General features: G+C 68.0%; 25 protein-coding genes. 16 read left to right on the top strand and 9 right to left on the bottom strand.

Annotated elements, in window-relative coordinates:
- The first annotated feature begins 367 nt into the window (after positions 1–367).
- Entirely contained in the window at positions 368–2,788 is a 2,421-nt protein-coding gene (locus tag DXT68_RS02890) for a beta-glucosidase (RefSeq protein WP_045254873.1), read from the top strand.
- A 259-nt stretch (positions 2,789–3,047) separates the two neighbouring features.
- Here DXT68_RS02890 and DXT68_RS02885 read toward each other — a convergent pair whose 3' ends face one another.
- Complete coding sequence (locus DXT68_RS02885) at positions 3,048–3,962, bottom strand: SDR family NAD(P)-dependent oxidoreductase (RefSeq protein WP_052677792.1); 915 nt, start codon at positions 3,960–3,962, stop codon at positions 3,048–3,050.
- 92 nt (positions 3,963–4,054) lie between these two features.
- On the opposite strand from DXT68_RS02885, the gene DXT68_RS02880 reads away from it, so the two are divergent.
- Together DXT68_RS02880 and DXT68_RS02875 are read left to right on the top strand one after the other, a co-directional pair.
- Positions 4,055–4,540, top strand: a complete 486-nt coding sequence (locus DXT68_RS02880; RefSeq protein ID WP_052677793.1) for a MarR family winged helix-turn-helix transcriptional regulator — start codon at positions 4,055–4,057, stop codon at positions 4,538–4,540.
- An 81-nt stretch (positions 4,541–4,621) separates the two neighbouring features.
- A complete protein-coding gene (locus DXT68_RS02875) occupies positions 4,622–4,750 on the top strand; it encodes a winged helix-turn-helix domain-containing protein (RefSeq protein WP_082069004.1) in 129 nt (42 codons plus the stop codon).
- Between the two features lie 20 nt (positions 4,751–4,770).
- Here DXT68_RS02875 and DXT68_RS02870 read toward each other — a convergent pair whose 3' ends face one another.
- The 4 genes from DXT68_RS02870 to DXT68_RS02855 all read right to left on the bottom strand — a co-directional run bounded on the left by DXT68_RS02870 (position 4,771) and on the right by DXT68_RS02855 (position 9,936).
- On the bottom strand, positions 4,771–5,574 hold the full coding sequence (locus DXT68_RS02870; RefSeq protein ID WP_045254874.1) for an alpha/beta fold hydrolase: 804 nt from the start codon (positions 5,572–5,574) through the stop codon (positions 4,771–4,773).
- Between the two features lie 348 nt (positions 5,575–5,922).
- Positions 5,923–7,431: a sulfatase family protein gene (locus DXT68_RS02865; protein WP_045254875.1), complete on the bottom strand. Its 1,509-nt coding sequence runs from the start codon at positions 7,429–7,431 to the stop codon at positions 5,923–5,925.
- Between the two features lie 26 nt (positions 7,432–7,457).
- Positions 7,458–8,519: a LacI family DNA-binding transcriptional regulator gene (locus DXT68_RS02860; protein ID WP_045254876.1), complete on the bottom strand. Its 1,062-nt coding sequence runs from the start codon at positions 8,517–8,519 to the stop codon at positions 7,458–7,460.
- Between the two features lie 4 nt (positions 8,520–8,523).
- Positions 8,524–9,936: an MFS transporter gene (locus tag DXT68_RS02855; protein ID WP_045254877.1), complete on the bottom strand. Its 1,413-nt coding sequence runs from the start codon at positions 9,934–9,936 to the stop codon at positions 8,524–8,526.
- Positions 9,937–10,066: 130 nt separating this feature from the next.
- Between DXT68_RS02855 and DXT68_RS02850 the strand changes: the two genes are divergently transcribed.
- Genes DXT68_RS02850 through DXT68_RS02840 form a run of 3 tightly spaced genes read left to right on the top strand, consistent with a single transcriptional unit; the run spans position 10,067 to position 11,657 of the window.
- Complete coding sequence (locus tag DXT68_RS02850; protein WP_045254878.1) at positions 10,067–10,423, top strand: YidH family protein; 357 nt, start codon at positions 10,067–10,069, stop codon at positions 10,421–10,423.
- Positions 10,420–10,773, top strand: a complete 354-nt coding sequence (locus tag DXT68_RS02845; RefSeq protein WP_045254879.1) for a DUF202 domain-containing protein — start codon at positions 10,420–10,422, stop codon at positions 10,771–10,773. Before DXT68_RS02850 ends, DXT68_RS02845 begins: the two co-directional genes overlap by 4 nt.
- An 8-nt stretch (positions 10,774–10,781) precedes the next feature.
- Positions 10,782–11,657 carry a formylglycine-generating enzyme family protein gene (locus DXT68_RS02840; RefSeq protein WP_052677816.1) on the top strand — a complete coding sequence of 292 codons (876 nt, stop codon included), beginning with the start codon at positions 10,782–10,784 and terminating at the stop codon, positions 11,655–11,657.
- Between the two features lie 28 nt (positions 11,658–11,685).
- Here DXT68_RS02840 and DXT68_RS02835 read toward each other — a convergent pair whose 3' ends face one another.
- Positions 11,686–12,189 carry a hypothetical protein gene (locus DXT68_RS02835; protein ID WP_045254881.1) on the bottom strand — a complete coding sequence of 168 codons (504 nt, stop codon included), beginning with the start codon at positions 12,187–12,189 and terminating at the stop codon, positions 11,686–11,688.
- Between the two features lie 131 nt (positions 12,190–12,320).
- Between DXT68_RS02835 and DXT68_RS02830 the strand changes: the two genes are divergently transcribed.
- Complete coding sequence (locus DXT68_RS02830; protein ID WP_045254882.1) at positions 12,321–12,971, top strand: hypothetical protein; 651 nt, start codon at positions 12,321–12,323, stop codon at positions 12,969–12,971.
- Positions 12,972–12,993: 22 nt separating this feature from the next.
- On the opposite strand, the gene DXT68_RS02825 is transcribed toward DXT68_RS02830, so the two are convergent.
- Both DXT68_RS02825 and DXT68_RS02820 read right to left on the bottom strand, forming a co-directional pair.
- Entirely contained in the window at positions 12,994–13,458 is a 465-nt protein-coding gene (locus DXT68_RS02825; protein WP_045254883.1) for a BLUF domain-containing protein, read from the bottom strand.
- Positions 13,458–13,712, bottom strand: coding sequence for a hypothetical protein (locus tag DXT68_RS02820; RefSeq protein WP_045254884.1), 255 nt, complete (start codon positions 13,710–13,712; stop codon positions 13,458–13,460). Before DXT68_RS02820 ends, DXT68_RS02825 begins: the two co-directional genes overlap by 1 nt.
- 110 nt (positions 13,713–13,822) lie before the next feature.
- Here DXT68_RS02820 and DXT68_RS02815 point away from each other — a divergent pair, with 110 nt between their 5' ends.
- The 3 genes from DXT68_RS02815 to DXT68_RS02805 all read left to right on the top strand — a co-directional run bounded on the left by DXT68_RS02815 (position 13,823) and on the right by DXT68_RS02805 (position 16,188).
- Positions 13,823–14,260, top strand: coding sequence for a hypothetical protein (locus tag DXT68_RS02815; RefSeq protein WP_045254885.1), 438 nt, complete (start codon positions 13,823–13,825; stop codon positions 14,258–14,260).
- Positions 14,261–14,334: 74 nt separating this feature from the next.
- Positions 14,335–14,958: a GntR family transcriptional regulator gene (locus DXT68_RS02810; protein WP_082068989.1), complete on the top strand. Its 624-nt coding sequence runs from the start codon at positions 14,335–14,337 to the stop codon at positions 14,956–14,958.
- A gap of 309 nt (positions 14,959–15,267) precedes the next feature.
- Entirely contained in the window at positions 15,268–16,188 is a 921-nt protein-coding gene (locus DXT68_RS02805; RefSeq protein ID WP_045254886.1) for an AEC family transporter, read from the top strand.
- Here the strand turns inward: DXT68_RS02805 and DXT68_RS02800 are convergent.
- A complete protein-coding gene (locus tag DXT68_RS02800) occupies positions 16,169–16,927 on the bottom strand; it encodes a DUF2071 domain-containing protein (RefSeq protein ID WP_045254887.1) in 759 nt (252 codons plus the stop codon). The genes DXT68_RS02805 and DXT68_RS02800 overlap by 20 nt on opposite strands.
- Positions 16,928–16,994: 67 nt before the next feature.
- On the opposite strand from DXT68_RS02800, the gene DXT68_RS02795 reads away from it, so the two are divergent.
- From DXT68_RS02795 to DXT68_RS02770, 6 genes are all read left to right on the top strand, one after another.
- Positions 16,995–17,507, top strand: coding sequence for a hypothetical protein (locus DXT68_RS02795; RefSeq protein ID WP_052677795.1), 513 nt, complete (start codon positions 16,995–16,997; stop codon positions 17,505–17,507).
- Between the two features lie 155 nt (positions 17,508–17,662).
- On the top strand, positions 17,663–19,102 hold the full coding sequence (locus tag DXT68_RS02790; protein ID WP_045254888.1) for a coiled-coil domain-containing protein: 1,440 nt from the start codon (positions 17,663–17,665) through the stop codon (positions 19,100–19,102).
- 144 nt (positions 19,103–19,246) lie between these two features.
- On the top strand, positions 19,247–20,149 hold the full coding sequence (locus DXT68_RS02785; RefSeq protein ID WP_045254889.1) for an ABC transporter ATP-binding protein: 903 nt from the start codon (positions 19,247–19,249) through the stop codon (positions 20,147–20,149).
- Complete coding sequence (locus DXT68_RS02780; protein WP_045254890.1) at positions 20,146–20,979, top strand: ABC transporter permease; 834 nt, start codon at positions 20,146–20,148, stop codon at positions 20,977–20,979. Before DXT68_RS02785 ends, DXT68_RS02780 begins: the two co-directional genes overlap by 4 nt.
- A 55-nt stretch (positions 20,980–21,034) precedes the next feature.
- On the top strand, positions 21,035–22,231 hold the full coding sequence (locus tag DXT68_RS02775) for a sensor histidine kinase (RefSeq protein ID WP_052677796.1): 1,197 nt from the start codon (positions 21,035–21,037) through the stop codon (positions 22,229–22,231).
- Positions 22,228–22,851, top strand: a complete 624-nt coding sequence (locus DXT68_RS02770) for a response regulator (protein WP_045254891.1) — start codon at positions 22,228–22,230, stop codon at positions 22,849–22,851. Before DXT68_RS02775 ends, DXT68_RS02770 begins: the two co-directional genes overlap by 4 nt.

Below are 22,851 nucleotides of genomic sequence, written 5' to 3'. Positions count from 1 at the left end.
CGTCACTCGATCCGAAGGTCGACATCGGTCATCCACTCTATTGTGCCGTTCGGGACGCGGGCCTGCAGCACTCAGCATGACTCGAGGTGACTAAAACCTAGTGAATACTCATTTTCAGTGCTACCTTTCCTTGAAGCAATGTGACGCCGCATCTCCCGCACACAGAGGGAGCTCACCGGATCTTCTCCTCAAAGCAAGAGGCCGATGCCCGACCCCGACAAGCAGCAAGCCCGACGGCTCGAACGATGCCCACTGCTGAACGCGGACGACGCCCCCGCATGATCCCGCTTCCCTGTGGGCGCGCGCCGGTGAGCACGTGCTCACCGGGAGTCCAACCGACCTCCCCCACACGACGAAGGGCCCTTCTTTGAGTTCCCCCACCGATCATCTGTTGCCGTTGCTGGCGAAGCTCACCCTCGAAGAGAAGGCTGCGCTCATCCAGGGCGCCGACTTCTGGACGACGATTCCCCTCCCCTCGATCGGGCTGCGCGCGCTGACGCTGTCTGACGGGCCCGCAGGCGTCCGTGGACCCCGTTGGGATGAGCGCGATCCCTCCCTCAACCTGCCCTCCGGATCTGCGCTCGCGGCATCGTGGGATGTCGATCTCGCGTACCGATATGGAGCTGCCGCGGCATCCGAGGCACGACGCAAGGGTGTCGACGTCGTGCTCGGCCCGACCATCAATCTGCAGCGCACGCCTCTCGGCGGTCGCAACTTCGAGTGTTTCAGCGAAGATCCCGAGCTCACCGCCGCGCTTGCGGCGACCTATGTCGCCGGGCTGCAGGACAACGGCGTCGGAGCCTGCCCGAAGCACTACGTCGCGAACGACTCGGAGACCGACAGGTTCACAGTGAACGTCAAGGTCGGCGAGCGCCCGCTGCGTGAGGTCTACCTGGCGCCGTTCGAGCGCGCGGTCGAGGCCGGTGCCTGGAGCATCATGAGCGCGTACAACTCTGTCGACGGGGTGACGATGACCGAGAACGACCTGCTCGAGAGTCCCCTCAATGACGAGTGGGGCTTCGATGGAGTGGTCATCAGCGATTGGACCGCTGTGCGCAGCCTTGCCGCGATCCCCGCGGCGCAGGATCTCGCGATGCCGGGACCCGCCCCCGCGTACGACGACCTTCTCAGCGCGATCAACGACGGTCTCGTGCAGGAGTCGGACCTCGATCGCAAGGTTCTGCGTCTGCTGTTGCTGGCCGAACGGGTCGGGGCTCTCGGCGACGCATCTGCGGCGGTCCCTGCTCCCCTCGACGGAACCGCATTTGCGCGCACCGCCGCAATCCAGGGAAGCGTCCTGCTCGCGAACGACGGCGCTCTCCCCCTCGACGCAGCGGCGCTCTCGCGAATCGCGCTGATCGGCCACAATGCCCGCGAGGCCCGCACCCAGGGCGGCGGCTCGGCGACGGTGCTTCCTGCGCATGTCGTCTCACCTCTGGAAGGTCTTCGCGAGGCGTTGCCGCACGTGCAGATCGACTACGAGATCGGTGCCGTCGTACAGGAGGGCGTGTCCCGCTTCCCCCTGGAGACGATCGCGAATCCGATCACCGGCGAACCAGGCGCCCGTGTCACGTTCTTCGATGCCGACGGCGAGGACCTCTCCCACGAGGACCGACGCTCGACGGAGTTGATCTGGTTCGGCGGAGACAGCGCACTGGCCGGGGCCGACACGCTCGAGATCCGGGCGGCCTACACACCCCAGGCATCGGGAACGATTCTGCTCGGATTCTCGGGCTCCAACCCGGGCAAGATCTTCGTGGATGGGGAGCTCGCTCTGCAGGACGCTCCGGTAGCCCGAGGCAACGATCTGGGTGCGGCGATCACATCACCGGTGTCCGCGACGGTGACGGTGCCGGTCACCGTCGGGATCCCGGTGGATGTGCGGGCCGAGTTCTCTCTCGCCACCGCCGGAACGCTCGCCGGCTCGCTGAGCGTGACGGTGGGGATCGCCCCGGATGACTCCGACCCCGACGGCCTCATCGCTCGTGCGGTGGCCGCCGCGACCGGTGCGGATGTCGCGATCGTGGTCGTCGGCACGAATTCCCGGGTCGAATCCGAGGGGCACGACCGGGAGAACCTTGTTCTTCCCGGCCGCCAGGACGACCTGGTGCGGGCGGTGGCGGCGGTGAATCCACGAACGATCGTGATCGTGAACGCGGGTTCTCCAGTCGCGCTTCCGTGGGCCGGCGAGGTCTCCGCCATCTTGCACGGGTACTTCGGCGGGGAGCAATTCGGTTCGGCCATCGCGAGCATGATGATCGGCACATCGGAGCCGGGCGGCCGCCTCCCGACGACGTGGCCCGCCGCGCTCTCGGACGCACCGACCACGAATGTGGTTCCCGAGAACGGCAGACTGACCTACGACGAGGGCATTCACGTCGGCTACCGCTCCTGGTTGACCTCTGAGGCGGAGCCCGCGTTCCCCTTCGGACACGGTCTCGGATACACGACCTGGAGTTGGGGAGCGGTGACCCGCGTCGATGACACGCTCGAGGTGCTCCTCTCGAACACAGGCTTACGAGCCGGCAAACAGGTTGTTCAGGTGTATGCAGAGCGCCCCGACTCCACCATCGAGCGTCCCGCCCGATGGCTCGTGGGGTTCGCTGTCGTGCACGCGGCGGCAGGAGAGACCGTCACCGTCACCATCCCGATCGACTCGCGTCGGCTCACGCATTGGACCGCTCAGGGCTGGAGCCTCGAGGAGGGGCGTTTCACCCTTCGCGCCGGCGCGTCAGTCCATGATCTCCCCCTTGCCTGCGACTGGGAGCCGCAGCCTGCGATCGGGTGAGTTCCACCGGTCGGACGGACATTCAGCTCCCGCGCGCGGGAACGGGAAGAGCCCGGGGCCGCCCACGACTCGCGACGCATCTCCTCGGGATCCGCCTTCAGATCTCCAGAGCTCCGCTCCATCGGATTCCCGAAGGGTCGTCAGACACAACCGCTCGCCCGCCGGAAACGATGGTTACGGCAAGCTGGACGATCCTGACGGCTTGAACGGCCCCGTCGCGCTCGAGGATCCCCCTGCGGGCAGCCCACGCACGGGCACCTCAGCCCCGCGGGAGGACGGAGGCACCAAGGATGCCCTCGATATCGGCCCACAGTGCGGCACCGATCGTCTCGTCGGAGCTGGTGGGCACCGGCGCGGCGAGATGCGGTGTGCCCGTCGCGACATGTCGGGGGCCGATGTAGGGTCGCACGCCTGGCGTCGTCATCGCTACGGCGGCGACGGCCGACTGCGCAGCGGACTCCTTGCCCTGAACGACCCGCGAGAAGAGCGGCGCGATGACAGGCGCCAGAAGACGCACGGCCGGCGACCGCTGATGCAGCGGCGGCCTGTCGGGGGTGAGCGCATCGATCGCTCCACCTGGATGCGAGACGACGGATCGGATGCGCGAACCCGAGGCGATGAGCCGCCTGTCCAGCTCGAATCCCAAGATCTCGGCGGCGTGCTTCGACATGGCGTACGCGACTCGGGGGCGGTAGGAGGTCTGCGCACGCCAGTTGGCGAGATCGAAGGGGATCGCTTTCGTGAGCATGCTGCCGGTACTGATGACACGCGCGGAGGGTGCGCGGTCGAGAGCGGGCAGCGCGAGGCGCAGGAGCTCCATGTGCGCCACGACATTCACATCGACGGTGGATTCGACCCCGAAGGCGCCGGTCGTGAACGTCGGCGACGCGGCGATGACTCCGGCGTTCATCACCAGCCCGTCGAGCGTGCTCTCTCCGCCGATGAGGGCTCCGGCAGTTCGGATCGATTCCCGGTCGGACAGGTCGAGTTCCAGGTGACGATGTCGGCTCGGTTCGGGCAGCAGATCGATGGCGGCCTCCGCCCTGGTCGTGGAGCGCGCGGCGACGATGAGGCGTGCGCCCCGGCGAGCGAGCCCTTCCGCGATGAAATAGCCGATGCCTCCACTGGCACCGGTGACGAGGATCGTACGTCCGTCGAGTCTCGACAGGTTCATGCGCAGCCTCTCTTTCCCTCGTTTTAATTAAAGACTTGAATCATACTCTCCGATAGTACAGTCCTTGAAGTGAAGACCGATACGCTGAGCGCATGGCCTCTTCGCGAGAACAGCAGCTGTCGAAGGCTCTCTTCGCCGTCTACGATGTCGTCGCACGCACCGACGAGGCTCTTGCGCCCGCCCTGCGCGAGTATGGGATCACCGCGACGACCGCGCATGTGCTCTGGACGATCGACCCCGACGAACCGGCTCCATCCATGCGTACGGTCGCCCGACTGACGCACTGCACTCCCCAGAACGTGACGTTCATGTGTCATCAGCTCGAGGCCAGGGGGCTGGTCGAACGACGGACCTCGCCGTCAGACAAGCGTCAGCGCGTGATCGAGCTCACGGCACGCGGTCGCACGGCACGCGAATCGATCGTGGCGCTCGTCTCGACCCACTCACCTCTCGCCGACAAATCGAGCAGAGACCTCGACGCCATCACCGGGCTGCTGATCGCACAGCCTCACCCGACACCGCAGGGCACGACTCGCACCGACGCCCAGGTTCCGCCGCGCGAGCGTCGGCCGCGCTAGGCCTGCGCAGACAGCGCCAACTCGAACCGACTGTGAACAGCACGCCTTCCACTCTCCTCGTCACGACACGGACCGTCACCGCTGCGGCATCGAGGCCGCACGATCGACGCCCACGGGAAGAATCTCCGTGCGAAGATCGAGGACGACCCGCAGAACCCCGCTCGTCTGGTCACCGTCTACGGGGTCGGATACACGCCGCGCTCAGTCTGAGAGCGCGCTCGTCGGCGGGGTCAGCGAGCGAGGAGAGAGCGTATCGCGTCGACGAATGCCGACGGCGCTTCGAGCGGCACGAAGTGCCCGCTTCCGTCGACGGGTCGGAGGGCGATGTCGGTGAAGTGGTCGCTCAACCGGTCTGCCCACTCGATCGGGAACAGCGGGTCATCCGTCGGCCAGAGCATGAGCGTGGGTGTCTCGATCGTCGGAGGATCGCCTGCATACCCACGGTTCGCGAGGTACCACTGAATGCTTGCAGCGAACGCTCCCGGTCGCGAGTAGGCCTCGATGAGGTGCTCGCGGTGTGGGTGGGCCGTCGGCGCAGCGGGGCCGCTCCAGGCGCTCCAGAGATGGTCGAGATACCGAGCCACCGCGTCGGGGTTGCCGTCGATCAACTGGGCGGCGATCGGCTCGCGATGGAAGTGCTGGTACCAGAACACCGGCGCGAGGGCCGGCGCCGCAGCTCGGTCTCCGATACCCGGATACCCCGGAGTGAGCACGGCACCGTCGAAACGCGACGGGTCGAGGCGGAGGGCCGCCTGAGCGATGCGGCTGCCGATGTCGTATCCGGCGATGACGGTGCGACCACCCGCACCGTCGCTCTCGAGCGCCTCGAGCGCCTCGAGAAGACGACGCGCGTGCGCGTCGGCCGTGGCCTCCGCCAGCGGAAGGTCGCCGTCGAATGCCGCTCCGAATCCGCGGAGATCGGGCACGATGACCGTCGCGGGCTGAAGCGCACCTCTCACCGCGTCATGGTCCGACGCAAGCCCCGGCCACCCGTGCACGAGGATCACCCGATCTTCGCCTCTCGCACCGTTCATCCGCGCTCCCTCCCCCGACGCCCCCCGCCGGAGCAGTCTATCCACGCGCCTCGTCGAGGACGTCGGAGGCGACGAGGCCCGCGAAATCGCCGTTGGCGGCCAAGCGGATCATCGCTTCAGCCGATGGGAGACAGCAGCAGTTCGCAGCACGTTCATCTTCCGTTGACCGAAGCTCCGGAGACCCGAACGACCGTCGCCACCGAATTGATCGAGCGGCGAAGCACCGCACCCCCGCTGTGAGCAAGGAAGCTCCGCGAGCGGTGGATCTCGAGACCTCCGGATAGTGCCCTGGACGGAGGCAGCAGAGCCGTCTACGACCTCGACACCGGTCGGATCAGGAAGTCCCTCTCAGCTGGCCGAACGCGTGCTCGCGACGTACGCCTGCAGGCGTCCGAACATCTCGTGGTCGTACGGACCCCACTCGGGTCGCGGCGTCGACGGACCCCGGTAGGGCTCGTCGTCGTACCGCTGCTGGTACTCGGCGAGCGTGACCTCGAGGTCGGCCTTGATCTGCGCGTACGCCGGATCGGCGGCGACGTTGCGCATCTCCTCGGGATCAGCCTTCAGGTCGTAGAGCTCCCATTCCGGCTCGTAGACCTCGTCCGATGCTCCGGGAACCCCGAGTCCCGCCCCGTAGAAGTAGAGGAGCTTGTACGAATCGGTGCGGATGCCGTAGTGGGCGGGAGCCGCATGGATCGGGTCGTCGTGCTCCCAGTAGCGGTAGTACATCGCGTCGGGCCAATCCGCGACCTCCTCGCCACGCAGAAGCGGAAGGAAGCTGCGCCCCTGCGAGGTGGGCAGCGCCTGTGTCGCATCGACGCCGCAGATGTCGAGGAACGTCGCAGCGAAGTCGACGTTCGTGATGATCGCCTCCGACCGCGACCCCGCCTCGATCACCGCCGGCCAGCGCATCAGCATCGGCATCTGGAGCGACTGGTCGTACATGAGCCGCTTGTCGAACCATCCATGGTCTCCGAGGAAGAAGCCCTGGTCGGAGGTGTAGACGACCAGCGTGTTCTCGGCGAGCCCCTTCTCCTCGAGATGATCGAGGAGGCGCCCGACGTTGTCGTCGATCGACTGGATGCACTGCAGGTAGTCGCGCATGTAGATCTGGTACTTCCAGCGCATCCGCGCCTCACGGTTCTCCGGTCCGCGCAGCTCCTCGGGCATCGCGATCTTGAGATCGTCGCCACCCATGTCGTCGGCGATCGTCATGTGCACGCCGCGGACGGCCTTGCTGCGGCTCGCGTTGTCGTCGAAGAAGGTCTCGGGCTCGGGGATCGTGCCGTCGGCGTAGAGATGCGAGTGCTTCGTGTCGGGCACCCAGGGACGATGCGGCGCCTTGTGATGAACCATCATGCAGAAGGGCTCGTCGTCATCCAGTCCGTCGATCCACTCGAGAGAGAGATCGGTGACGATGTCGGTGGCATAGCCCTCGACGGTCGAGACTCCGTCCTCATCGATCATCTGCGGATCGACGTAGTCCCCCTGTCCGGGGAAGACCTTCCATGCGTCGAACCCCCGCGGGCGCGATACGCCCTCCTCGCCGAGGTGCCATTTGCCGAACATCGCCGTCCTGTATCCGGAATCGTGCAGAACGTCGATGAACGTGGGCACGCGATAGTCCATCTCCGTCCAGATCGACGACACGCCGTTGACGTGGCTGTACGTGCCGGTGAGGATCGACGCCCGCGACGGAGAGCAGATCGAATTGGTGCAGTACACGGCATCCATCCGCATCCCCTGGTCGGCGATCCGGTCGAGGTGCGGAGTGGAGTTGACCCGGCTGCCGTACGCGGAGATCGCGTGAGCGGCATGGTCGTCGGACATGATGAAGATGATGTTGGGTTTCGGCATCCGGTTCCTTCGTCGAGATCGGTCGTTCAGTCGCCTGCCGCACCGGTGCCTGAGGCGCCGGTGTCGAGGGCGGGAGCGAGGAGGACGCACGTCGGCGCATCCTTCGCCGTGCTGGCGTCGATGATGAGACCCGCGCAGGCCTCTCCGGCCGCCGAGAGGGGCAGCCGACTGTATGTGAGGCGCGGCCAGAGACGCGGGTCGAGAGAGCCGCCTGCGAGAGCGGCGACCCTGACGCGAGGACCGTGCTGCACGATCCAGAAGTAGGCCGCCTCGGCGTCCGCACCCCAGGAGCAGACGATCGCCGTGGATTCCGGCTCCTGATCGATCCAGTCGCGAGCGGCATCCAGACGCCCGACGACGCTCGCGGCATATCCGGTGGTGCCGCCCGGGTCACGATCGAACCGAGCGAGGATCTCATCGGTGACTCCGGTGGAGAGCACGATGAGAGCGAGTCCGTTGTCGCGGGCGAGCGCCTCCATCGCCGAATTCCTCGTCCGATCAGCGCGTGATGTCACATCCGGTCGAAGGTGGAGGATCCTCGACACGCCCTCGCCGATCAGATTCTGCACGAGCTGCTCCGCGCCGGCGGCGTAGTCGAAGTCGACGCTCGACCAGATGCCCGGCGTCACTGCGGGCCCGCAGTCGAGCGCGACGAACGGAATCCTGTGCGCCATGACCTCGACCGCCAGCTCGTGTGGCACGTCGAGGTCATCGTGACCGATGAACACCAGTCCGTCGAGCAGCCCGCCGCGAACATCGTCCGTGCACCGCTCCGCCGAGTCACCGTGGAGCAGAGCGAGATGGAACCCCCGTCGAGCCAGTCCCTCACTGAGCCCTTGGGCGATCTCGGCGTATCGAGGCGTCGTCAGAGGCTTGTTCAGCAGAACTCCGATGGTGCGATTCGACCTCGCTTGCAGCGACCGCGCCAAGCCGTTGGGCACGTACCCGAGCTCGTGCGCGATCGTGCGGATGCGGGTCTTCGTCGCCTCTGCCAGAGGCAGACTGCTCTTGTCGTTCAGTGCATACGACACCGTCGAGATCGAGACCCCCGCCCTGCTGGCGATGTCCTTCAGTGTCGGCCTGCCCATGCTCTCATCCCACCACGACTGCGCGTCGGCTGCTCAGCTCGGCGCTGTTCGCCTCGACCGTGCGGCGGTCGAGCGGGAACCAGAACAGCAGGATGAGCGCGACGATCGCGTACAGGACGCCAGGCACGAGTGTGGCGATGGTGTAGATGCCCTGCACGGTGCCTGCCGCCTGTGTGTCGGTGCCGGCCTCGTAGCCGATGATGGCGAGGGCGTAACCTCCGAGGCCGCCGGCGAGCGCGAGCCCGAGCTTGCGTGCCCACGTGTTGATGGCATAGACCGTGCCGTCATCGCGTTGCCCCGTGCGCACTTCCTGATGGTCGACGACGTCGGTGATGATCGCCCACACCAGGAGGTTGAACATGCCCACCCCGAACCCGGCCACGATGCTGAGCACGATGAACACCCATGGCGATGTGATTCCGAGGAAGAAGAGCAACAGATAGATCGCCGCGCTCGCGAAGAGCAGCACCACGAGCATCTCCTTCTTGCCGCAGCGACGACCGAGTGCGGCGGCGAACGGTGCGGCGATGAGCGCGGGAACGACGTTGGCGAGCGCCGCGACACCCGAGAGCGCACCGTTGTTGAAGTAGTTGAGCCAGAGGTAGGCACCCACCGAACCGGTCAACAGCGACGACAGCATCAGCACGAGATTGCCGCCCATGAGCGAAAGGAGAGCGCGGTTGCCTGCCAGCGAACGCAGCAGGGCGGGGAACGACGCCTTCGCACGACCCGGCACCGCTCTCACGCGCTCTCGCACCAGCGAGTAACAGACGATGTAGAAGACGAGCGCGGCGGCCGAGAAGGCCACGCCGGTCGCGAAGAACGCCGGCGGAAGCACCTGCGATACGCCGTCGACGTTCGCATAGATGAACAGAGGCGGCACGAGGGCGACGAAGATCCCCGCGAGGTTCGCCCCCACTCCACGGAAGACCGAGAGGGACGCTCGTTCGGCGGGCTCCTCGCTCATCACCGAGGCGAGGGAACCGTAGGAGATGTTGACCATCGTGTAGAAGACGGACCCCCAGAGGATGTACGTCGCTGTCGCCCAGATCAGCTTGACGGTGTAATCCCAGTCCGCCGCGAACGGCGCATACAACAGGGCGCTCACGACGACGAGGGGGATGGCCGCGCGGATGATCCAGGGACGGAACCGCCCGGCAACCGACGGAATGTGCCGATCGAGGAACTGGCCCCAGCCGACATCGGTGAACGCGTCGAGGAGACGCACCAGCAGGAACAGGGTTCCGACGTGCGCCGGGTTCAGTCCGAGGACGTTCGTGTAGAAGATCAGGAGATAGCTCGACGCCAGGATGAACAGGAAGTCGTTGCCGAAGTCTCCGAACAGGTATCCGACCTTGTCGCGCCAGCCGAACGGCCTCGCGGTGGCGATCGCTTCTGTCGTGCTCGTGTAAGTCATGGTTCTCCTCGTCGAGAGCGGGCGAGAGGACGATAACCAGTTCAAACGTTTGAAGGCAAGCAGGTCCGAAAAAGAAGTTTCGTGGCCGACGCGCCGCGCTCCCGAAGCCGGACGCGGATACGATGTCGGGATGCGCCGCTTCCCCACATCCGTGTACGGCACCGGCGAGGAGCCGGATCCGCGTTTCTCACTCGCGAACGAGCGCACCTTCCTCGCGTGGACGCGCACGGCACTCGCTCTGATCGCCGGCGGCGTGGCACTCGAGGTGCTCGGTCTCGATCTGCATCCCGGCTTCCGACTCGCGGCCTCGCTGGTCCTCATCGTCGCCGGCACGGCAGTCGCGCCGCTCGCATGGTGGGAGTGGAGCAGGACGGAGCGGGCTCTGCGTCGGTCGCTGCCACTGCCCGGTGCGATATCGGCAGTCGTCCTCGGCATCATCGTGCTCGTCGTCGGCCTGCTCGTCATCGCAGGGGTCATCTGGCGATGACAGAGTCGACGCTCTTCGATCCCGGTCTGCAGCCCGAGCGCACCGAGCTCGCCTGGCGCCGCACCGCCCTCGCCATCGCCGTCTGCTCGCTGCTCTCGCTACGGGTCCTCCCCGTGGCACTACCGGCCCCCGCCGCGGCGTTCGGTGTGATACCGGGCCTCCTCGGCCTTCTGGCGGCATGCGCGATCTGGATGGCTGCGCGTCGCCGCCAGACCCGGCTTACCGCGTTCCTGACCGGTACGTCATCGCGCACACCGCATGGCGGTGGCCTACTCATCTCAGTGGCGGTGCTGGCGGTCGCCTTCGGCGCGGCAGCGATCCTCTTCGTGACGATCTCGGTGCTGACGTGACCGCCGCGATGACCCGCATCCCCGCGGGGCGGCTGCTCATGGGCTCCGTCGACTTCTACCCCGAGGAAGGGCCGGTGCACGAACGCGAGATCGAGGCGTTCGATCTGGATCCGTACCCGGTGACGAATGCGGAGTACCTGCGCTTCGTCACCGAGACCGGCTACGTGACGGTCGCCGAGCGCCCCCTCGATCCTCGCGAGTTCCCGGGCGCTGATCCGGCCACGCTCGTTCCCGGTGGGCTGGTGTTCACCCCGACCGACGGCCCCGTGAATCTGAACGAGTGGCAGCGCTGGTGGCGCTGGCAGCCCGGGGCGCACTGGCGTGCGCCCGAAGGGCCAGGATCGGACGTCGACGGACGCCTCGAGCATCCGGTCGTACAGATCGCCTTCGAGGATGCCTCGGCGTACGCCGCCTGGGCGCATAAGCGGCTACCCACCGAAGCAGAGTGGGAGTGGGCGGCTCGAGGAGGGCTCGTCGGCGCGCGCTACGCGTGGGGCGAAGAACTGCGCCCGGACGGAGAGCTCATGGCCAACACCTGGCAGGGAGACTTCCCGTACCGCAACTCCGGAGCCGCCGGCTTCATCGGAACGTCCGCGACCGGGGCGTTCCCTGCCAATGGCTTCGGCGTGCACGACATGATCGGCAACGTCTGGGAATGGACAGCGGATACGTGGAGCGCTCGTCACAGCATGAGCCCGACGATCCAGCCCGGTGAACGCCGCAACCTTCTCGGCGTGGACGCCGGAGGTCCCCCACGTCGGGTGACGAAGGGCGGCTCGCACCTCTGCGCCCCGGAGTACTGCCGGCGCTACAGGCCCGCCGCGCGAAGCTCCCAGACCGAGGACTCCGCGACCACCCATCTGGGTTTCCGCTGCGCGCGATGACGGGCGCCGTGGCGGCGCGAATCGCGGATCAGGTCTGGACGACGCGCACCCATGCCCGATCGACGTCGTCGGCGTCCGTGAGGTTCACCTGCACCACACCGGCGTACGGCAGCCGGTACGAGAACTCACCGGCCGGCGGATCGTCGCAGCGGAATCCCCCTTCGGCGAGCACCCGCCTCTCTCCGTCGGCCGTGACCACCTCGAACCCGACGCGATCGCCCTCGCACTGCCCCTCGACGGTGAACTGTCGATCCGCGACGAGCACAGCGGGCCCTGCGATGATCTCGCCCGACGGATCGCTGCCCTCCTCGTACTTGAGGGCGATGCCGACCTGAGTCGGGTCCGTCTTGTCGGGGTAGGCGAATGCCTCCGCGGGAGGTGCTGACGTCGCCGACGGCGACGGTGCGGATGTCGATTCCGACGCCATCGGCTCGGGAGCGTCGCCCGAGGTGCAGCCGGCGATCACGAAGGCGAGAGCCACCAGCCCGGTGGGCACGATGGCGACGGCGCGAGTGCGATTGCGAGTGTCCATCGATCCACACTATGAACCCTCGATCACCGACCACAATGCCTTGCGGGACGCTGCAGATCTGCTATCTGCTCGATCTGGGAGTCCCGTGGGAATCGACGCGCGACGCTCGTCCCCGCCGATAGCGTCGAAGGATGGATATCGACACGACACGACCTCGGGCTCGCAGTGCACGCATCCTCACACCACTGTTCGGGATGGCCGTGACAGCTGCTCTTCTGGCGGGATGCTCGGCCCCCGTCTCGCCGACGCCGACCGTCACGCAGACGGTGACGGCACCCGCCGATCCCACGCCGAGCGCATCTCCCAGCGCGTCCCCGACCGCGGGCGCCGGCCCGTCGGGCATCGGCGACGTCGAGCTGGGCACTCCCTACGACGAGGCGGTCGCGACAGCGGGTGCGACCCCCGCAGAAGTCTGCCCGTGGCTTGCCACGGTCGAAGCCGACGGATACACACTGACGCTGCAGAGCCCCGAGCTGCCGGAGCAGGATCCGGCAGTGGTCGATCTCGTACAGGTGTCCGCGTCGCCCGCCGATCTCGAAGGCGGGCCGGCCGTCGGCCCGCTGACGGCCGAGGGGATCGGTGTCGGTTCGCGGGTGGACGAGGCGCTGGCCGCCTATCCCGACGCCACAGAGATCGAGAGCGTCGGCGACCGCCGATATCTCGCGATCGAGTCGGAAGCCGGCGTCGGCTCCGTCTTCCTCACCTACACGGCGGGCAGCGACATCATCTGGGCAGTGACGGCGACGACCCTCGAGAAGCCGCCGTACGAGTCCTGCGCCTGAATGCGGACGCCGACGCGCGGACCTATGGCGTCCGCACAGCCGTCCGCCCCGGCGCCGCCTCGCGGACGCGGAACCACATGGTGAGCTCCATCAGGGCCCGACCGATCATGTCGTGGTCACCCATGCGGAGGTCGTCGAAAGAGTCGCGGTAGCCGTCGAGCATCTCGGGCTGGGCAGCGACCAGCGGTCGGTACCCCATGGTCCACTTCTCGAAACGCCGCTCGTGCAGCGGCTCTTCGAGGAGCACGCGGACGTCGCTGTGGCGCCGGTCCCCCGCGATGTCCGCCATGAGCGACTCGACGTCGGCGCGCGTGCCTTCGAGGATCTGGATGAACTCACGCTCGCGGTAGAGCAGCATCCCGGTGATGTTCCGCTCGGCGTTCCTCGCGCGGCTCACTGCGAGAAGGCCAGCCAGCTCGTCGTCGTCGAAGGGGCGGGTCGCGGTGCTGCTGTACACGAGCGAGACGAGAGAGCTGTGCGGTGCCATCAGCGGATCGCTCCCGGGGTCTCGAGCTCGCCGGCAGAGACCGAGACCGCGCCGATCTGCGTCACCGCGGCCATGGCCCGGTGGTGATCGGAGAAGTCGCCGACGGCGCGCGACGCCGCGTCGAATGCCCGCCATGCCCCGTCGTGCTGCCGGTCGACGTATCCGAGAAAGGTCCCGTCCTGGCTGCCGACGTAGAAGCCGTCGGCCACGCTCGCCCACAGGGGGCGGGAGGTGGCCCGCTCAGGATCGCTCATATTCTCAGCGTACCTTCGCCCACCCGCACCGGCTCGGATCCTCCTGCAGACGGATGCCAATACCTCCGTCGCCCGATGCCGGGCCCTCGTCGGGTGGCGATGCTGAGGAGATGCACATACGAACCGCTCTCTTCGTCCCCGCTCTCGTCGCCGTGGGCCTGGTGTCGCTGACCGGATGCTCCGCCGTCGACAGCATCCTCCACAAGCAGTCCACCTCGACGTTCGACGACGTCGGGGCGTTCCGCGACGGCACCGAGCTCGATGCGAGCTGGGCGCCCGCCGATTCCACCGCGATCACCGCACGCACGTCCACCGTCGACGCCGCATCCGATGCCGTGATCCTTCTCACCAGTTCGTCGTCTCTGCCCGGCGAATGCGTCGAGGTGGAGCGCTCTTCGGCACCCGCCTGGGTTCTCGACGACGCGCCTGATCCGTACAAGGCCGAGAGGGTCTTCGCCTGCGGCGAATGGAGCGTCATCTCCGCCGACGACGGCTGGTACGGCTGGACTCCGAATTCGGAAGCGGAGCGCACCGCGGCAGCGGGATGAGCGTTGCGGGAAAACTCGGCGGGACCCGGAGATTCCTCAGCAACCACGAGGGTTTCGGCACGTAGTATTCCGGTATGGGACCTGAATCACCTGTTGTGCCTGGGGCGCAGCACAACCTCGGCGCCGAGGAGCTCTTCCGCCGACTCGCGACCTCGATCGCCGACGGCACGTATGCACCGGGCGCGAAGCTGAGCGACAAGGCGATCGCCGAGGACCTCGGCGTGACGCGCACCCCCGTCCGCGAGGCCGTCCAGCGACTCGCGCGTGCAGGACTCATGGAGGTGCACGCGAACCGCTACTCGATGGTCACCGACATCACCGACGAGCGCTCGCGGATCACTCGCGAGTTCGCCGCATCTCAGGGTGGCGAGATCATCCGCGAAGCCGCGCTCGCGCTCTCCGAGCAGGATCTCGTGATCGCCTGCGAGCTGATCCACGACGCGATCGAGTCCGTCGAGTCCGGAGAGGGCTGGATCGAGACGCACGTCGAACTGTTCGAGTTCCTGACAGACCGTGCGCTCAACGACCTCTACCGGCTGATGCTGAGTGACTTCTGGTACCTGGTCTTCCGCGACCTGTACCTCGGCGAGCCCAGAGTCGACACGAAGGAGTCGCTCGAGGAGCTCGAATCGGCGATGCGGGCCCGCAGTGCGAACGCCGGCGTACGCGCCGTGCAGCAGATGCTCCGCCTCAAGTAGCCGGTCGCACGCGCAGGAGATTGGTTCCGGTCCTCCCGCGCCCGAACGGGGAGGACCGGAGCAGTCGATGAGAAGGTCCGCACGCGCACCCACCCCCCGATGGGCGCTCGAGACCGAGAGAGATCGAGGGCACCGTCTGGTTCGACCGACGCAGAGCGCCATAGGCGGCTCGTCGTGATATCAGCGTAGGACGGACCGCCGGCGGACACCCACTTTCGGCCGTCCGTTGACGCGGGGTGGCAGTGACTGGTATGCGCCGGGAACGCCGTCGTGGCGACGACGCGATCGCGCCACGGTTACGCTCGGAGGATGATCGAGACGCTCACCGGATTCGCCGTCGTGGGAGTCGCGATCGCCCTGGGCTGGCTGCTCGGGCGCATCGACCTTCTGGGGCCGCACGCGCGACATGTGCTCGGCCGGCTGATCTTCTTCGTACTGTCGCCCTTCCTGCTCTTCACGGTGCTCGCGCACGCGGACGCGAAGATGCTCTTCTCCTCGCTGCTGCCGGTGTCGGCGATCGCCGCGGTCACGATCATCGCGATCTACACGCTCGTCGCACGGCTGTGGTGGAAGCGTCCTGTCGGCGAGACGCTGATCGGCGCCCTGTCCGCGGGCCAGGTGAACTCGAACAACATCGGCATCCCGCTGTCGCTCTACCTGCTGGGCAGTGCCGCGTACCCCGCGCCGGTCGTGCTGATGCAGCTGCTGGTGTTCACCCCCATCTCGCTGACGATCCTCGATGCGGTGACGAGCGACCGGGTCTCGCTGCGCAAGACGCTCGTGCGCACGGCGACGAACCCGATCATCATCGGCTCGATCCTCGGCACGCTCGTCTCGGTGCTCGACATCACGGTCCCGCCGATCGTGATGCAGCCCGCTCAGCTGATCGCCGATGCCGCAGTGCCCGTTCTGCTCATCAGCTACGGCATCTCCCTGCACGGTCAGCGCGTGCTGGGCGCCCCGGGCCATCGACGCGACATCATCGTCGCGACCGCGCTGAAGCTGCTCGCGATGCCGCTGATCGCCTGGGTCGTGGCGGAGTTCGTCTTCGGGCTCTCCTCGCCCGAGGTGCTGATCGTGGTGATCCTCGCAGCGCTGCCGACCGCGCAGAACGTCTTCAACTACTCGCAGCGGTATGACATCGGCGAGACGATCTCCCGCGACACCGTCTTCCTCACCACGCTCGGCTGCCTGCCGGTACTCATCGGCATCATGCTCCTGCTGGGCTGATTCCCCCGCGGCCGACTCCTACGGCGATCGGCTCGGTGCGGTCGACACGGGCGTCCGACAGCAGGAGCGGAAGGTCGCGCATCACGACGACGCTGTCGAACACGGCCGCGCCGTCGGGCAGCGCATCGAAGAACGACGACCGGAGGCGATGCAGTCGCGCCGTCTCGACCTTCCACCCGTCGGCCGCGAGCGCGACGGGTTCGACGCTCTGCCCGTCGCGCGCCAGGGACCAGCCCACCCGGCCGGAGCGGTAGAACGCCGATGCGTCCTCGATCGTCGGGAAGAGCGTGCTCGACCACTCCCCTGTGACCTCGACGTCGGCATCGACGCTGTGCGCGCCCGCCGCCATCGTGACGGCGAAGCGATCCTCCGATTCCGCGATCCGGAATCGCGCCCTGCGATGCACTCCGGGGAACAGGCGTCCGCCGAAGAGCACGGGATGCCACGCCGAGCTGTGGCGCTCGAAGATGAACACACCGGTCTCGACTCCGTCCGGCCCGTCCCATTCGACGGCGATCCGGTGCGCGGCGTTCTCCGAACGAAGTCCGATCCGACGACGGACCACCCGCGGGCGGATGTCCTCGAGACCGAGGACGCAGACGCCGGCGACCGCGGAGCCGTCGACGAGCTGCGGGCGGAACCCCTTCGGGAGCAGCGCCGCGGCTGCCGCCGGGTCGACGCGATAGCTGATCAGGAGCCGACGACGCAGCTGCGCGCGGACCTGTCGGATGATCCTCATGATGCGAACATAGCACTGTAGCTAAATTCCTCCAAGGACTGTCGACGGGCGCCCCTAGGGTTGTCTCGTGGACAATCCGCTCATCTTCGTCGCCGTGATCGTCGCACTCATCGTGCTCGCGATGCTGCTGCCGCGATGGGTGCGGGGGGCCGCGGGAGCCGCCGGACGCAAGGCCCAGCGCAGACTCGCCGATGCGCAGCTCGCGCCGATCCTCGACGAGCTCGCCACCACCGTCGTCCTGCACGCACCCGAGACCACGGTGCGTGAGATCGTCGACGGCCTCGTCGTGCAGCAGCCGCGACGCTTCGCGATGCTCGACGGGGGCCGCTACGGCATCCGCTTCGTCGAGCCCGACGACGCGGTCATCCGCCTCGTCGCCGAGGTGCAGGGGACGAGGATGCAGGTCGAGGGGTTCCGAGAGCACCTCGGACGACCCAACACCGCCGAGGCCTGGGCCGACCTGCGCACCCGTACGGCGTCGGCGGCGCGAGCCAGAGGGATCGAGGCGCATCCCGGCCCCCCTCTGTCGCACCGACGAGGAGACGACGGATCATGGGCGGGGTCCGACGGGAGCGCGTGAGTCGCCGGACGCGGATGCCCTGTGCATCTCACAGCCGTCGCAACTAGGCTGTGGTACTGCCGACGGCGCTTTGCGCTGTGCTGCAGTCGGACTGCGACGGCACCTCTTCTCATCACAGATCCCGTGCCTGTGACCTGCGCCGGAAAGGCTGATCAATGAGTGAATCCCCCGACAACAACCGGACTCCCGACTTCTTCGACAAGCTGATCGAAGACAATCCTCGTGAGCAGTCCGGGTTCACCGCCTCGTTCCGCGGCTACGACAAGGCCGAGGTCGACTCCGCGCTCAGCACCCTGCGCAACCAGCTGCAGCAGGCGAAGGCCGATCTCGCCGCCGCCGAGGCACGGCACGAAGACGACGTCGAGTCGCTCCGCGAGCAGGAGCGGATCGCGCGCGAGGATCTGGAGGCCGAGCTCCTCACCGCGAAGGCCAAGGCCGCCGAGACCGAACAGCAGGTCGCGACGCTGACCAACGAGCTCGTCGACACCCCGCGTGCCGATGGGCAGGAGGCGCCCTCTCGCGAGCAGTTCGAAGCCATTCTGCGGGTCGCCGAGGAGCAGGCCAACGTGCTCATCCAGAACGCAGCCGTGCAGGCCGACCGCCTCATGGCCGCCGCCCGCGAAGAGGTCACCACTCAGCGCGCGGATGCCGACGCCGACGTCGAGCGCATCATCGCGCAGGCCCAGCACGACGCCGATCAGGTGCGCCTCAAGATCGACACCGAGTACACCGCCCACGAGGCGACGATCGAGCGCGAGGCGGCGCACGCCGCCGAGAAGGTGCACCAGGCGACGCAGGAGGCCACCGCGATCCGCACCGAGGCGGAGAAGGGCGCCGCGGCTCTGCGCGCGCTCGTCACCCGCGAGACCACGCAACTGCGTGCGGATGCCGAGCGCGAGGTGCGGGAGATGAACGCCCGCGTGCTGGAGTTCGAGGAGACGCTCACCCGCCGCCAGGACGACGCGCAGCAGGAGTTCCTGGTGCTGCACAACCAGGCCGTCGCCCACGCCGAGCGCATCACCACCGACGCGAACGAGCAGGTCGCGGCATCACTGGAGCACGCGCAGCGCATCTCCGGCAAGGCCGACGACTACGAGCGTCTGATGCGCGCACAGGCGCAGACGATCGAAGCCGACGCGCAGGTGCGGGCGCGCGACACGCTCGACCGCGCCAGGGTGAAGTCGCAGAAGATCGTCGACTCCGTCACGAGCCACACCTCCTCGGTGCTGCGCGACGCCGAGGACCATGCGCGTCAGCTGCGCTGGCAGCAGCAGCAGCTCGCCAGCTTCATGGCCGAGGTGCGCGAGCTGATCCGCCCCGACGGCATCTTCAGCGACGAGGCCGGCAAGACCGCGGCATCCTCGACCGCCGCGACGAGCGGTGCCGGTGCCGGTTCGGGCACGGCTCAGGAGGCCGACGACGAGGCCCTCGAGGCGGAGCTGATCGACGACGGTGACGTCGAGATCGACGACGCGCCCGTCTCGGAGTTCCGCGGCGACGAGGCTCTCGACGACGAGTACCTCGACGACGAGGCCGAGACCATCGACGGGAAGATCACGATCGAGGTCGTCGAGTCCGACGACACGGCTCGCTGAGCCCGCTCCACCGACACCTTCGGGGCGCATGCGGATGATCCGCGTGCGCCCCGCGTCGTGATCCCGACATCCTCCGATCGGTGGATGCCGGGCTCCGCCGCTCCACGGCTACCGCTCGGCGGCGCCGAAGGCCACGCTGGAGTCATGACAGACAGCGTGATCGAGGTCCGCGACCTCCGCAAGGAGTACGGCGGCCACGCCGCCGTCGACGGCATCAGCTTCGACATCCGCCGCGGTGAGACGTTCGCGCTGCTCGGACCCAACGGCGCGGGCAAGTCGACGACCATCGAGATCCTCGAGGGATATCGGCACCGCACCTCCGGCGAGGTGCGGGTGCTCGGCGTGGATCCGCAGCGGGGAGGGCTGGACTGGAAGGCGCGCCTCGGCATCGTTCTGCAGTCCACGGGCGAGGCGGGGTCTTTCACCGTCCGTGAGCTGCTCACCGAGTTCGCGGGCTACTACCCCGCTCCCCGCGAGGTCGACGAGGTGATCGCGGCTGTCGGGCTCGAGCAGAAGCAGCGTACGCGCGCGAGCCGACTCTCCGGTGGGCAACAGCGACGTCTCGACGTGGCGCTGGGGATCATCGGACACCCCGAGCTGCTGTTCCTCGACGAACCGACCACCGGGTTCGACCCCGAGGCGCGACGGCAGTTCTGGGGACTCATCCGAACGCTCAAGGCCGAGGGCACCAGCATCCTGCTCACCACGCACTACCTCGACGAAGCGGCGCAGCTCGGCGACCGCGCCGCCGTCATCGTGGGCGGACGCATCGCGGCGATAGGAGCCATCGACGAGATCGGCGGCGAGGACGCCCGCACCCCGATGGTCCGCTGGATCGACTCGACCGGCGCACGCCGCGAGGAGCGCACGTCGTCGCCCGGGGCTCTGGTCGCCGAGCTTCAGCGCACGCACGGCGAGCCCGATGCCCTCGAGATCGTCCGACCGACGCTCGAGGACATCTACCTCGATCTCATCCGCCGGCACGATGCCGCAGCCGCATCCCTTCCCCTCACGACTGCATCCGCCACCGCAGAGGAGCCCGCATGACCGCCGTCACCGCATCCCCGGGATTCACCGCCGCCCGCACGGTGCGGCTCGGCATCCGGCGCATCGGCTTCGAGCTGCGCCAGTACTTCCGGGCCGGCGACCAGGTGTTCTTCACCTTCCTCTTCCCGACGGTGATGTACCTGATCTTCGCCACCATCTTCACCGGTGACGTGGGGCAGGGCCCCGACAGCGTCAGCATGGCCACCTATTACCTGCCAGGGCTGGTCGCCGGCGGCATCTTCCTCTCCGGCGTGCAGGGGCTGTCGATCGAGATCGCCGTCGAGAAGAGCGACGGCACGCTCAAGCGCCTCGGCAGCACGCCGATCTCTCCCGCCACGTACTTCATCGGCAAGATCGGCGAGGTCTTCGTGACCGCGATCCTGCAGATCGCGCTGCTCCTGACCGTCGCGGTGGTGCTCTACGGGGTGCAGCTGCCCGCCGATGCCGAGTCGTGGGGACGCTTCGCGTGGGTCTTCGTGCTCGGCCTCCTCGCGTGCGCGCTTCTGGGGATCGCCCTCTCGTCCGTCCCCCGATCCGGCAAGACGGCATCGGCCGTCGTCATTCCGGTCGTGCTCCTGCTGCAGTTCATCTCGGGCGTCTACATCGCCTTCACCACGCTGCCGGAGTGGCTGCAGAACGTGGCGTCGGTGTTCCCGCTCAAATGGATCGCGCAGGGCATGCGCGCGGCGATCCTGCCGGAGTCCTTCGGGGCGGCGGAGCCGAACGGCAGCTGGGAGCTCGGACTCGTGGCGATCGCGCTCGCGCTGTGGCTCGTCGCCGGGGTGATTCTGAGCCGCGCCACGTTCCGCTGGATCCGACGAAACGGATGACGCGCACGACGGCGCCGGAGATCCGCGCATTCGCAGGGGTGGGAGAGTGGAGGACATGAGCCTCACCATCCGCCGCGAGCGCCTCGGATGGGATCTCGCCGCCACCGCGCTGCTCATCGCGGTCGTCGCTCTCATCTTCGCCGACGGCGAGAGCTTCGCGGGATCCCGTTGGATGCTGATCGGCGTCGCCCTCGCGGTCTACCTGCTCTACGCGCTCGGCGCTCGCCCCTATGTCGGCATCCACGAGGGAGTCGACGATCCCTCCCCTCTGGCCTCCGCGCTCCTGCAGATCGGGCTGGTCGCCGCGCTGGCCGTGGGTACCGCGCTCGAGCCGAGCATGCTCCTGCTGCAGACGCTCGTGCTGCCGCTCATCTGGATGACGTCGCGCTCGACCACCCAGGCCGTGCTCGTCACCATCGGCAACGGCATGGTCCTCGCCCTCGCCTACGCGTACGCCGGCGACTTCGATGCGGATGCCGTGATCGCCGGTGTCATGACCACCGCCCTCTCCGCCGCTTTCAGCCTGGCACTGGGTCTGTGGATCACTCGCATCGCGCAGTGGGGCGTGCAGCGGCAGACCCTGCTGACCGAGCTCACCGCCGCACAGGCGGGCCTCGAGACCGCCAGTCGGGAGGCCGGGGCGCTCGAGGAGCGTGCCCGCCTCGCACGCGACGTGCACGACACGATCGCGCAGAGCCTGACGAGCATCGTGATGCTCGCCGAGCGCGCCCGCGTCGACGGCTCGCCCGCTGCGCTCGAGCTGATCGAGGGCGCGGCACGCGAGGCGTTGCTGGAGGCGAGGACGCTCGTCGCGGTGTCCTCCCCCGCCCCGTCCGCCGATTCTCTGGGCGATGCCCTCCAGCGTCTGGGCGACCGCTTCACCCGTGAGACCGGGGTGCAGGTCGACGTCGCGGTGTCGGATGCCGTGCTGGCGCGGGAGATCGAGGTCGTTCTGCTCCGCTGCGCCCAGGAGGGCCTCGCCAACGTGCGCAAGCACTCCGGGGCGGCTTCCGCGCGCGTGACTCTGATCGTCGGAGACGCCGCCGAGCTCACCGTCCGCGACGACGGCCGCGGCCTGGGCGGGGTGACCATCGACGACGACCGAGGATTCGGACTCGCCGGCATGCGCGACCGGGTCGCCCTCGTCGGCGGCACGCTCACCGTGCAGGACGCACGCGACGACACCGGGGGCGCCGCGGGCACCCGCCTCGCCGTCCGCATCCCCCTGCTTCCGAACGAGGAGACCGCATGATCCGTGTCATCGTCGCCGACGACCATCCCATCGTGCGCTCCGGGATCGTGGGGCTCATCGACCTCGACCCCTCCCTCGAGGTGGTCGGACAGGCGGCGAGCGGGCCCGAGGCTGTCGAGCTCGCGGCGCGACTGCATCCCGATGTCGTGCTCATGGATCTGCGCATGCCGGCTGGATCCGGCATCGAGGCCACCGCGCGCCTCGCGGCCGCGCAGCCGACCGCGCGCGTGCTCGTGCTGACCACCTACGAGAGCGACGACGACATCATCGGCGCGATCGAGGCGGGTGCCAGCGGCTACCTGCTCAAGGCCGCACCGCACGAGGAGATCCTCGCCGGCATCCGCGCGGTCGCCGAGGGGCACACCGTCCTCGCGCCCCGCATCGCCACGACTCTCGTGTCGCGCATGCGCAGCGATCGCCCGAGCAGGCCGCCGCTGAGCCCCCGGGAGCGCGAGGTGCTGCGCCTCGTCGCGGCCGGCCGGAGCAACCCCGAGATCGCCCGCGAACTGCTCATCGGCGAGGCGACCGTGAAGACGCATCTGCTGCATGTCTTCGAGAAGCTCGAGGTCTCGGATCGCACGCGCGCCGTGACCCTCGCCCTGGAACTCGGCCTGCTCTAG

Origin of the sequence: Microbacterium foliorum (assembly GCF_003367705.1) — a bacterium.
Lineage (GTDB): Bacteria > Actinomycetota > Actinomycetes > Actinomycetales > Microbacteriaceae > Microbacterium > Microbacterium foliorum.
This window is presented reverse-complemented; position numbering and strand designations above follow the sequence as displayed.

Bases quoted from the DNA above. Each gene is read 5' to 3' on its own strand.
- DXT68_RS02810 (WP_082068989.1), top strand. From the start codon at position 14,335: ATGGGACCTGAATCACCTGTTGTGCCTGGGGCGCAGCACAACCTCGGC.
- DXT68_RS02870 (WP_045254874.1), bottom strand. From the start codon at position 5,574: ATGAACGGTGCGAGAGGCGAAGATCGGGTGATCCTCGTGCACGGGTGG.
- DXT68_RS02860 (WP_045254876.1), bottom strand. From the start codon at position 8,519: ATGGGCAGGCCGACACTGAAGGACATCGCCAGCAGGGCGGGGGTCTCG.
- DXT68_RS02800 (WP_045254887.1), bottom strand. From the start codon at position 16,927: ATGAGGATCATCCGACAGGTCCGCGCGCAGCTGCGTCGTCGGCTCCTG.
- DXT68_RS02780 (WP_045254890.1), top strand. From the start codon at position 20,146: ATGACCGCCGTCACCGCATCCCCGGGATTCACCGCCGCCCGCACGGTG.
- DXT68_RS02790 (WP_045254888.1), top strand. From the start codon at position 17,663: ATGAGTGAATCCCCCGACAACAACCGGACTCCCGACTTCTTCGACAAG.
- DXT68_RS02815 (WP_045254885.1), top strand. From the start codon at position 13,823: ATGCACATACGAACCGCTCTCTTCGTCCCCGCTCTCGTCGCCGTGGGC.
- DXT68_RS02825 (WP_045254883.1), bottom strand. From the start codon at position 13,458: ATGGCACCGCACAGCTCTCTCGTCTCGCTCGTGTACAGCAGCACCGCG.
- DXT68_RS02770 (WP_045254891.1), top strand. From the start codon at position 22,228: ATGATCCGTGTCATCGTCGCCGACGACCATCCCATCGTGCGCTCCGGG.
- DXT68_RS02845 (WP_045254879.1), top strand. From the start codon at position 10,420: ATGACAGAGTCGACGCTCTTCGATCCCGGTCTGCAGCCCGAGCGCACC.
- DXT68_RS02865 (WP_045254875.1), bottom strand. From the start codon at position 7,431: ATGCCGAAACCCAACATCATCTTCATCATGTCCGACGACCATGCCGCT.
- DXT68_RS02820 (WP_045254884.1), bottom strand. From the start codon at position 13,712: ATGAGCGATCCTGAGCGGGCCACCTCCCGCCCCCTGTGGGCGAGCGTG.
- DXT68_RS02805 (WP_045254886.1), top strand. From the start codon at position 15,268: ATGATCGAGACGCTCACCGGATTCGCCGTCGTGGGAGTCGCGATCGCC.
- DXT68_RS02885 (WP_052677792.1), bottom strand. From the start codon at position 3,962: ATGAACCTGTCGAGACTCGACGGACGTACGATCCTCGTCACCGGTGCC.
- DXT68_RS02840 (WP_052677816.1), top strand. From the start codon at position 10,782: ATGACCCGCATCCCCGCGGGGCGGCTGCTCATGGGCTCCGTCGACTTC.
- DXT68_RS02785 (WP_045254889.1), top strand. From the start codon at position 19,247: ATGACAGACAGCGTGATCGAGGTCCGCGACCTCCGCAAGGAGTACGGC.
- DXT68_RS02855 (WP_045254877.1), bottom strand. From the start codon at position 9,936: ATGACTTACACGAGCACGACAGAAGCGATCGCCACCGCGAGGCCGTTC.
- DXT68_RS02850 (WP_045254878.1), top strand. From the start codon at position 10,067: ATGCGCCGCTTCCCCACATCCGTGTACGGCACCGGCGAGGAGCCGGAT.
- DXT68_RS02830 (WP_045254882.1), top strand. From the start codon at position 12,321: ATGGATATCGACACGACACGACCTCGGGCTCGCAGTGCACGCATCCTC.
- DXT68_RS02880 (WP_052677793.1), top strand. From the start codon at position 4,055: ATGGCCTCTTCGCGAGAACAGCAGCTGTCGAAGGCTCTCTTCGCCGTC.
- DXT68_RS02835 (WP_045254881.1), bottom strand. From the start codon at position 12,189: ATGGACACTCGCAATCGCACTCGCGCCGTCGCCATCGTGCCCACCGGG.
- DXT68_RS02775 (WP_052677796.1), top strand. From the start codon at position 21,035: ATGAGCCTCACCATCCGCCGCGAGCGCCTCGGATGGGATCTCGCCGCC.